The following is a 9,707-nucleotide window of genomic DNA, read 5'->3' as shown; positions in this document are numbered from 1 at the left end:
GGCTTGCTCGCGAAAGCGGCGGGTCAGTCAGGTTAATGTTGAATGACACACCGCTTTCGCGAGCAAGCCCGCTCCCACATTGGGATTTCACAAGGGTTTTAGATCCCCTGCGGAGTCTCTTCACCGCCCAACGCTTCCACCAGTGCCGGCAGGAAGTCGCCGAAGGTCAGCATCATCAGGGTGAAGCTGGCGTCCAGTTGGCCCAGCGCTTCGTCGCCGCCGTCCTGTTCCGCCTGATCCTGCAGCAGGTCTTCGAACTTCAGGCGTTTGACGGTCATCTTGTCGTCGAGCATGAACGACAGTTTGTCCTGCCAGGCCAGCGACAATTGGGTGACTACTTTGCCGGTGCTCAGGTGCAGCTGGATTTCTTCGCTGGTCAGATCCTGACGCTTGCAACGCACGATGCCGCCGTCTTCGTGGGTGTCGCGCAGCTCGCACTCGTCCAGAACGAAGAAGTCCGGGGCGGCTTGCTGGGTGGTGACCCATTCGGTCATCACGGCGGTCGGCGCGGTTTTCACGGTCAGCGGACGCACGGGCAGGGTGCCGAGCACTTCACGCATTGTGGAAAGCAGGTCTTCGGCACGTTTCGGGCTGGCCGAGTTGACCAGAATCAGACCCTGTTTCGGCGCGATGGCGGCGAAGGTCGACGAGCGACGGATAAAGGCGCGCGGCAGGAACGCCTGGATGATTTCATCCTTGATCTGATCGCGTTCCTTCTTATAGACCTTGCGCATCTGCTCGGCTTCGATCTCTTCGACCTTTTCCTTTACCGCGTCGCGCACGACGCTGCCCGGCAGAATGCGTTCTTCTTTACGCGCAGCGATCAGCAGGAAGTCACCGCTGACGTGCACCAGTGGCGCATCTTCGCCTTTGCCGAACGGCGCGACGAAACCGTAGGTGGTCAACTCCTGGCTTGCACATGGACGCGCCAGTTTGGTGGCCAGTGCAGTTTCCAGCGCCTCGGCATCGACAGGCAGGTCTTGGGTCAGGCGATAGATAAGCAGGTTTTTGAACCACATGGGGTGAGTCTCTCCTTTATACAAAGGGGGGCATTATTGTCTTCGCCGGGTCATAGGCCAACCCTTCTCTAAGCCTTTGGAAGGCCTGAGAAAATTAATTAAAAAAGTGCTTGCCAGAGGTTGGGTCGCTCCGTAGAATGCGCGCCACACCGAAGCGAAGGGTGATTAGCTCAGCTGGGAGAGCGTCTGCCTTACAAGCAGAATGTCGGCGGTTCGATCCCGTCATCACCCACCATTCGTTTCAAGCGTTTCGCGCAGCGGTAGTTCAGTCGGTTAGAATACCGGCCTGTCACGCCGGGGGTCGCGGGTTCGAGTCCCGTCCGCTGCGCCATATTCGGTAACCTGGACCACTGAACGCCAGGTCACCACGGAAAAACCCGCTGAAGCGGGTTTTTTTCTGTCTCAAGTTTGTACCTTGTTCCATCGGGTTTGTGTCGTTTCACCGGTTTTCGGATTTTTTTGAAAAAACTTCAATTAAATCAACACATTACGAAAACTTGTGGCATAATGCGCCCCGTAACGAAGCGAAGGGTGATTAGCTCAGCTGGGAGAGCGTCTGCCTTACAAGCAGAATGTCGGCGGTTCGATCCCGTCATCACCCACCATTCGTTTCAAGCGTTTCGCGCAGCGGTAGTTCAGTCGGTTAGAATACCGGCCTGTCACGCCGGGGGTCGCGGGTTCGAGTCCCGTCCGCTGCGCCATATTCGGTCACCTGGACCCACTGAACGCCAGGTCACCACAGAAAGCCCGCCTAGTGCGGGCTTTTTGCTGTCTGCGATTTGAGCATTTCTGCACTGCCTTTGTAGTGAGGGGATAAATCCCCTCACCACAAATCATCTCCTCGTCTTCTCACTGTTCAGCATTGCGGCTATGCCGATAATCGCTCACCGCCTCATACACCGCTTTGCGCAAACGGTTGATCCCGCCAATCGGTCGGTGCGCTTCGATACCAAACCACGGGTTGAACGACAGGTTGTCACACGCCAGATTCAACGCCGGTGTGTCGAAGTCCTGCGCAGGCAGAGTGATTCGCGCCACACTTTCGAACGGTGAATCCTGTTCGCGCCATTCGATGCTGGTGTCCTCGATCGGCATGTACTTGTTCGCATCCTGACGCTGGATCTGCAGCACAAAACACGCTGGCACCCGATCCGTCGACAGTTGCTGGTTCAAGGCGCTGCGCAGGAAATTCGGCAGGTCGTGGTTTTGCGGGGGCAGGGCATACGCCGGGCAATTGTCCGGATCCGGCGCGACCCGGAACTTCGCATTGGCCTCCCCGAATTTGTAGGGCGATACCGAAAAGTACGTTGTCGCCGTCGGGCTGTCTGGTGGCGGCGCCAGGGTCGCCAAGGCGATGAACAGGTGGCGGATCTGCCAGATGCGCGGGTCCCAACCGGGGAAAAACGCCATGATTTTTTTGCCGTCAGCCTGAGCCGCCACATTCTGACGATACTCGGCGACATCGCTGACAAAGAAGTTCGGGTGGCTGAACATCACGAAGTCTTGCTCGTGGCGCTGCTGACGGTCGCCGAGCAATGGTTTGCCGGGCACATCGAGCAGCTTGACTGCCATGCCCCGGGCATCGCGGATGCTGTCGAACTGCGGGTAGGCGTTGCCATTGGAAAGGCGAATCATCGCCTGCCAGGTTTTGCCCGGCTCACTGAATACGCCTTGGCGCAACGCAGGTGTCAGTTCCGGCAGCACCGTCACTTCGGCTTTCACGCAACCATGGGCCTTGGCATGCGCGTCGCGCAGATAACGCGTGCTTTCGCGATGTTGATCGACGATGCGTACGGCGGTCTGGATCACGTCCTGGGTCATCGCTGCTTCACCGGCGGGAACCTGTTCCTGCGCTGACACCGGACCTCTGTGTTGCCAGGCGAACCACGCGCTGGCGATGGCCCAGCCCAGCAGGCCGATAATCAGCAATGTCAGTAGGGCTTTGCCCAGCAGGCGCCCCAGCCATAACCAGACGCGGGCGAACATCGACGGTCTTTTGTACGGGTTGATCATCATGGCAATTGCGCCTCCAACGGTCCGCCCAGTACTTTCAGGTACTCCAGCAAGGCCCAGCGTTCTTCTGGTTGCAGCAGTCGGCCGATGACCCCATTACCACGCTCGCCGGCGCGGAATTCATGACCGCTGTTGTGGTTGCCGCTAATCCGCGTGTCGAACAGAAAGCCATTAGTAAAGGCTTCGGTGCGATAGCCCAGATGACGCGGGTCGTATTCGAACGAACCTTTATAAAACGTCGTGGCACGCTCATCCTGCGGTGACAGCAGTTGATAAAGGCTCGGTACTGAACCGTTGTGCAGAAACGGCGCGGTGGCCCAGATACCGGCCAACGGCCTGGCCTTGTAGGCGACCTTTTCGCGTACGCCGATCGGCAGTCCGAAGCCGTCGAGTTGGGGTTTTTCCTGCGGGGTGACACCGGCCTCGCGATAGGCGCGGTTTTCGACGAACGCGGTGACGTAGGCCAGGCCCTTGGCCACCGAGAGCTGGCTCAGATCCAGTGGTTCGGAGGGCGTCGGATGCAACTTCACATCCATCTGCTCCAGCTCCTTCAGGTCCCATTGCAGCGGCGTCAGGTCGAAACGGTGGTTGGCTATGTTGGCCGCGGCATTCGGGTCGGTGCCGATCACCTCCACCGGCAACATGTGCAAGTGCTGCACCCAGCGCTCGCCCTCCTGAGTCTTGCGCGGCACGTGGCAACCGGCGCAGTTCTCGGCAAACAGCGTGCGGCCCTTGGCGGCCAGCGGTTTGTCGATGGCGCCCAGAACATCCTCCGGCCAGGCCGGCGGTTGCAGGCGTTGCAGGGTTTCTTCGATTTGGTGCAGATCCCGCACGCGCACACTCGAGGCATAACGCGCATCGCCCTGCAGCGGCTGGCCGTTGTTGTCGAAGAAATTCAGCGTGGCGCCGACCCCCAGTGCCTCACCGATATTGCGCGCCATCGGTTGTTGCGCCGAGCCGTTCCACTGCACCCAGTCGAACGTCCACATGTTCCACAGTTGCGGGTAGTCCACCGGTGCGTTGGCCACGCGGTAGTTAGCGGGGGAGATCGCATCGCCGAAGGTGGCGTTGGCGATGCGGCCGAATGCGTCGGTGCGGCCCGGGCCTTCTTCGGTCGGGTAGAGGCCGCGATGCGTGTCGTTCCAGGCGACTTTGAGGAAGGTGTTCAGCGATTGCTTGAAGTCTTTGCGCAGTTGCTCCTGGCGTGTCTCGTAGTCATCGCCCAGAACATTTTTGGCGAAACGCTCGAATTTCCATGGGTTGTAGTAAGTCGAGGCCAGACTCGCGACCAAGGCTTGTCCGAAACTGCCACCGCGCAATGTAGGAACGCTGGAAGGCAAGACATGCTGCGCCGAACCACCGTCAATTCGCACGGCCTGGCCTTTGAAGCGCAATTCGCCAGTGTGGCAAGCAGCGCAGGTGATATCGAGATATTGCTCGCTGCCACCGGGATTCGCGTGGCGGGCGAAACCGACCGGCAGATTGCCGGGGTTGTTCGACGTGGCTTTCTGCTGTGGATCAACCAGAAAACCGAAGCGTGCGAGGTATTCCGGGGACGCGAAACGCTGCTGCGAGAAGGGCAGTTCCAGCGCCTCGAACCATTCATAGCGCAGGCCTTTGACCTGTGTGCCTTGCGGCGTGAAGTAGTAGGTCTGGCGTTCCTCCTCGCTCCACTGCTGCAGGTAATGCACCTGTTGGGCCGGGGTATAGAAGGGCAGTTTCGGGTTGGCGACGTAGTACAGAATCACTGCCAGAGCCAGGCCCAGCAGCACTATGATCAATGCCAGCACACGGTATAAGAGGCGCAAGATAAACATCCTTGTCGAGTTGTTGCCTTGTTATGCCTCAGCTGTTGCAGGTGCGGCAAGTGGCCATTACGCCAACTGTCGTATGAAGTCTCATCAGCCCTTGTCAGCTCCAGATGACAGAAGCTTCATCGTCCCTTGGCCCGAATGCGTTTTAATCCCTGAACTTATCGGACATTTCCTGCTCTCATGCCGGTAGCCATTGGTCGTGGCGGCCTGATAAGCTCGCGGCTTTACTCGATTGCCCTTTCGGCGCATGAACAAGGAAATAGCATGAAACAGCATCGGTTGGCGGCGGCGGTAGCCCTGGTTAGCCTGGTCCTCGCGGGTTGTGATTCGCAGACCAGCGTAGAGCTGAAAACCCCGGCGCAAAAAGCTTCCTACGGTATCGGCCTGAACATGGGCAAGAGCCTTGCTCAGGAAGGCATGGATGATCTGGACTCCAAAGCGGTAGCCCAGGGCATCGAAGATGCCGTCGGCAAGAAAGAACAGAAGCTGAAAGACGAAGAACTGGTCGAAGCCTTCGCCGCACTGCAAAAGCGTGCTGAAGAGCGTATGGCCAAGATGAGCGAAGAGTCGGCAGCCGCTGGCAAGAAATTCCTCGAAGAAAACGGCAAGAAGCCTGGTGTCACCACCACCGCTTCCGGTCTGCAGTACGAAGTGGTCAAGAAAGCCGACGGCCCACAGCCCAAGCCTACCGACGTCGTGACTGTTCACTACACCGGCAAGCTGACCAACGGCACCGTGTTCGACAGCTCCGTTGAACGTGGCAGCCCGATCGATCTGCCGGTCAGCGGTGTGATCCCGGGTTGGGTTGAAGGTCTGCAACTGATGCACGTTGGCGAGAAGTACAAACTGTACATCCCTAGCGATCTGGCTTACGGCGCGCAATCGCCAAGCCCGGCAATCCCGGCCAACTCGGTTCTGGTCTTCGACCTGGAACTGCTGGCCATCAAGGATCCTGCCAAAGAAGACGCCGCCGCCAAGTAATCGGCTGTAGCTTCGAAGACAACGCCTCGCATATGCGGGGCGTTGTTGCATCTGGACGATGCTGGCGGTAAACAGAGCGAACGGATGGCGCTTACCGCAGTCCTAGAGATTGACGCTGCCAGCGCTAGACGCCCTGAGCCGCCAAGTCAATGAAATATTGGGGTTTTTTATGTGAGTAAAAAACGCCCGATCTGAGCGCAGCCCTTATGAAACGGGGCTTTCAGCGCTGAAATGCAGCTCTGTTCACAAGGTTATCCACAATTTGTGTGGATAACATTTCAACGGGAGAAATAGATGAAAGCGCCGTGGAATTTCGCCCGATTTCTGCCCCTCGCCGGTCGATTGCTGGCCCGTGGGCGTCTGCCGACCCTGTTGTTCGCGGTGGCGAGCAAAGGAGCGGCGCAAGGCAATCGCCTTGGCAAACTCAAGGAAGATCTGCGTTTGCTCCAGGCACTGTGTCTTGCATACTGGCGTGGCGAATACCGAGCGATCAGCCCGAAAGCCATCGTCTCGGTGGTGGCGGGCCTGATGTACTTCCTCAGCCCGGTGGATGCGATTCCGGATTTCATTCCGGTGTTCGGTATGCTCGATGACATCGCCGTTCTGGCCTGGCTGATGAAAACCCTCGACGATGAGCTGAATGCTTTTCGGCTCTGGCGCAACCGCCAGCAGCCGGAAAAACTTGCGGTGGTCGAACGTCTGCCTGATACCCCCGAGCAACTTCAGCTTCAGGGCCCGAAAAAGCCCTGATTCACTCCCCCTGCAGACAGATAGATACCCCCCGCGACCTTGGCCGCTGTTAGGATTACACTTCTAGGGAAAAGTGCCGACTCGCTAAGTGTTGTTGTCCTACGGGGTAGTCATGGATATTCAGATAATTGCACGCGATGGCGAACCCGAATATGCGGTTCTGCCATGGGTTCAGTATCAGGCTCTACTGAAAGCAGCAGGCATCAACGAAACACCGCAGCAGCAGGCGCCAGCGCCGGCCGCCGCAACGCCAGACCCGATTCTTCCAGGTCTGGATCAACTACGCAGTTTGCGCGAAGGGAAGGGCATCGCCATCGAGGCGCTGGCCCGCACGGTAGGCATCAGCCCGTCTTATCTGGCCATGATCGAAAGCGGCGAGCGTCAACCTGACGCCGCGATTCGTCGCAGCCTGGCCTGGGAACTGACGGTGCCGGGTTGGAGGGATGAATCGTGAGCGTACGCATCAGTCGTCAACATTGGGACGGATTGCTCGGGGAGCTGGATCAGGCGCGCAGGCAGCGCCATCTGTTGACCTATCGAGCCTTGCTCGAGCGTTTGCAACTGCCGACGCCGGCGATGCAGACGCTGACCGCGGCACTTGAGCATCTGGCCGCACTCGACGCAAAGGCTGAACAGCCGTTGCGCAGTTCGCTGGTGATCAGCCAGGGTGCCAGCCGTTTGCCACGTACCGGTTTCTTTGAGTGTGTCGAGCGTCTGGGGCGCTTTTCCGGGCCCTCCGATGGCGTCGCGGCTGCTTCCTGGCATGCGTCGGAAGTGGTCAGAGTTTTCGAATACGAGTACCCGGAATCGGCGGAGGCCTGAGTGTTCTTACGACTCAAGGCGTCAGCCAGTTACTGGTTGGCCCGCAGGCTGTTTCACTGGTCGTGGTTTGTTCGCCAGCCCAGAGGCTGGCGCTGGCTCGAAGGGCAGTTTGCGCGCATGGCCAATCTTGGCGATGTCGGCGCGCAGAGCTTTTATGGGCACATTCTGACGTTTCGCGGGGTTGGCCTGGGTGCCCGCGAAGAGGGTGTGCGGCTGTTGCGTCTGGCGGCGCTTGCCGGTGATGGCAAAGCGGCCTATCAGGTCGGCGTGATCAGCTTGGCCGGTACGCCGAGCAAAGCGCCGGATCCGGCCGAAGCGGCGCGCTGGTGGACCTTGGCAGCCAAGGCCGGTCACCCGTTGGCCGAGCTCAAACTCAAAGAGTTGAGCGCTCGGGATTAAACCCGGTAAATCATTTTGTATCGCTCGATAAACGTGGCGTGAGGGAAACCTCACGCCACGTTTGCGTTTATCGCTATACGTTTTTTGTAGTAATCAGCCTTTTGCGGATTAGTCCTACAGCAAACACCTACTCGCCTGACTTCTTTCCTGATTGATCCCCCGCAAAGTCCCCGCGCCTAATTTTTGCGCGAGGGAACGCTCATGTTTGACCCGGTTTTTCATTCCACCCCGCATCGTCGCGTGCGCTGATGGAAGCCGTCAGCCGTATCGAGCAGGAACTCGACAGCTTCCCCGACACCCTCAGCCTCTATCGCCAGCAACTTGAACACTGGCTCAGCGGAGCGGCCGACCAGGTCAGCCACGCGGCGGACCTGCCGTCGCTGATGGGCATGGAGCGGGTTATCCGCTTTGGTGATCGCGTCACCGCGGTCAGCACGGGCGACAGTGAGTTTGCCACCGGCGTCGTGCAGTGCCCGAAAAGCGGGGTGCTGGCGATCGAGAGCAAATTCGAGTCGGTGTACGACATTCCGCTGGGCGATATCGTGGTGGATGTGGTGGCGGTGGATGATGGAAAAACCTCGCCCGTGGCACTGGATGCGCAAGGCCGGGGCACCTTCACCGGTACGCCAGGCAAGTTTTATCGCGTGCAGGTGCACAGCGACGTTACCCCGGAGCAGATCGAGGCACTGTTCAAGTCCTACGACGGCTTGACCGGCGAGCTGGATGGCTGGTTGCGCAGCGAGTGGCAGGGGTTCAAGCCGCAGTGGTCGCAGTCGGTGGCGACGGCGGCGGGCAACGGCATGCTCGCCGGGAGCTGGGCGGCGATCGAGGGGGTATGGGACAGCATCGGCATGCTGTCGGAGATTCTCAAGGATCCAGGCGCATTTGCCGAGCGGCTGGGAAGCGGCGCGGCTGATCTGATTCATCTCGCAGAATCAGCTCCGGATGTCATGCAGAAACTGCAGTTGCTGGTCAGTGATGAAGCGGCGCTGTGTTTGCTGTTGCGTGCGGCGAGTCTCTGGCTGGAGATGCTGCCGCCCAGCCAGATCGCCGGCAAAACCGCTGAAACGGCGTCGATGATGATCGTGCAGGTGCTGATCGATGTGCTGATCGGCGTTGTGTTGACATTCGTCGGGGCTGGCGCCGGGATCGCTTATCTGACGCTACGCCTGGCGGATCGCGCCGCCCAGTTGCTCTCGGTTGTGAAACGCCTGGTCAAGGCGATGTTCGGCATCGTCAACACGTTCATTCATTACGTTGACCAATACAAAACTGTCGCAGCGCGGGGCATTGCCGCCGGAGTGAAAAAGGGCCGCATGCAACTGCGCTGGGATGCGAAACGCAATGCCGCCCTGCAGAAAAAAGAGCATCACGACGACGCTCCCGATCAAGCGAAAAACCCCAACGGCGACAGCGCAGATTGCGCGCCGCTGACCTGCACCAACGGCTGTCCGGTGTCGATGGTCACCGGTGAAGAACTGCTGACCCTGACCGACGGCACGCTCGATGGCTTGTTGCCGTTCGAGTTCACCCGGTTGTACCGCACCAGCGCGGTGGAGGTTGATGTCGGGCTGGGGTTTGGCTGGAGTCATTCGCTGGCGCATCGGCTGGAGTTCGATGGCGAGGCGGTGATCTGGGTCGATCACGAAAATCGCCGCACGCGGTTTCCGTTGCCCAGTGTGGAGCGGTCGCAGATTCACAACAGTCTGTCGCGGGCGGCGATTTTTCTCGGCGATGAGCCGGAGGAACTGATCCTCGCGCTGGCGGGGGATGCGGCGCGGTTTTATCACTTTCGCGCCGGGCAGTTGGTGGCGGTCAGTGATGCGTATGGCAATCGGCTGACGGTGCATCGCGATTTTTCCGAGCGTGTGCAGCGCCTGGATAACGGGGCCGGGCGGTCGTTGTTGTT

Annotated in this window: 9 protein-coding genes and 4 tRNA genes; 10 read left to right on the top strand and 3 right to left on the bottom strand. The window is 59.3% G+C overall.

Features of this window, described 5'->3' with window-relative positions; all coding sequences use genetic code 11:
• Positions 1–98 precede the first annotated feature (98 nt).
• Positions 99–1,019: a recombination-associated protein RdgC gene (gene rdgC / locus LVD08_RS05350; RefSeq protein WP_003223096.1), complete on the bottom strand. Its 921-nt coding sequence runs from the start codon at positions 1,017–1,019 to the stop codon at positions 99–101.
• A gap of 159 nt (positions 1,020–1,178) precedes the next feature.
• Between rdgC and LVD08_RS05345 the strand changes: the two genes are divergently transcribed.
• The 4 genes from LVD08_RS05345 (at position 1,179) to LVD08_RS05330 (ending at position 1,720) form a co-directional block, all read left to right on the top strand.
• Positions 1,179–1,254 (top strand) — tRNA-Val (locus LVD08_RS05345).
• Between the two features lie 19 nt (positions 1,255–1,273).
• A tRNA-Asp gene (locus LVD08_RS05340) sits at positions 1,274–1,350 on the top strand.
• Positions 1,351–1,548: 198 nt separating this feature from the next.
• Positions 1,549–1,624 (top strand) — tRNA-Val (locus tag LVD08_RS05335).
• A gap of 19 nt (positions 1,625–1,643) precedes the next feature.
• A tRNA-Asp gene (locus tag LVD08_RS05330) sits at positions 1,644–1,720 on the top strand.
• Positions 1,721–1,868: 148 nt separating this feature from the next.
• Here LVD08_RS05330 and LVD08_RS05325 read toward each other — a convergent pair.
• The gene (locus LVD08_RS05325) at positions 1,869–3,035 is read right to left on the bottom strand and encodes a catalase family protein (RefSeq protein ID WP_431061414.1); all 1,167 of its coding nucleotides are present in this window, start codon (positions 3,033–3,035) and stop codon (positions 1,869–1,871) included.
• Complete coding sequence (locus tag LVD08_RS05320) at positions 3,032–4,840, bottom strand: di-heme-cytochrome C peroxidase (protein ID WP_247267658.1); 1,809 nt, start codon at positions 4,838–4,840, stop codon at positions 3,032–3,034. The genes LVD08_RS05325 and LVD08_RS05320 overlap by 4 nt, the downstream gene beginning before the upstream one ends.
• A 270-nt stretch (positions 4,841–5,110) precedes the next feature.
• Here LVD08_RS05320 and LVD08_RS05315 point away from each other — a divergent pair, with 270 nt between their 5' ends.
• From LVD08_RS05315 to LVD08_RS05290, 6 genes are all read left to right on the top strand, one after another.
• Entirely contained in the window at positions 5,111–5,827 is a 717-nt protein-coding gene (locus tag LVD08_RS05315; RefSeq protein ID WP_007966725.1) for an FKBP-type peptidyl-prolyl cis-trans isomerase, read from the top strand.
• Positions 5,828–6,121: 294 nt separating this feature from the next.
• Positions 6,122–6,577, top strand: coding sequence for a YkvA family protein (locus LVD08_RS05310; protein ID WP_027613367.1), 456 nt, complete (start codon positions 6,122–6,124; stop codon positions 6,575–6,577).
• A 112-nt stretch (positions 6,578–6,689) separates the two neighbouring features.
• Positions 6,690–7,031: a helix-turn-helix domain-containing protein gene (locus tag LVD08_RS05305; protein ID WP_027613366.1), complete on the top strand. Its 342-nt coding sequence runs from the start codon at positions 6,690–6,692 to the stop codon at positions 7,029–7,031.
• The gene (locus LVD08_RS05300; RefSeq protein ID WP_003223109.1) at positions 7,028–7,399 is read left to right on the top strand and encodes a hypothetical protein; all 372 of its coding nucleotides are present in this window, start codon (positions 7,028–7,030) and stop codon (positions 7,397–7,399) included. The genes LVD08_RS05305 and LVD08_RS05300 overlap by 4 nt, the downstream gene beginning before the upstream one ends.
• Positions 7,400–7,798 (top strand): sel1 repeat family protein, encoded by a 399-nt coding sequence (locus LVD08_RS05295; protein ID WP_098967903.1) that lies wholly within the window; start codon positions 7,400–7,402, stop codon positions 7,796–7,798.
• Between the two features lie 248 nt (positions 7,799–8,046).
• Positions 8,047–9,707 (top strand): DUF6531 domain-containing protein (locus tag LVD08_RS05290; RefSeq protein ID WP_247267657.1); only part of this gene is annotated, 1,661 nt, incomplete at its 3' end.

This window comes from Pseudomonas sp. YL2, assembly GCF_023063025.1.
GTDB classification, from domain to species: Bacteria; Pseudomonadota; Gammaproteobacteria; order Pseudomonadales; family Pseudomonadaceae; genus Aquipseudomonas; species Aquipseudomonas putida_A.
This window is presented reverse-complemented; position numbering and strand designations above follow the sequence as displayed.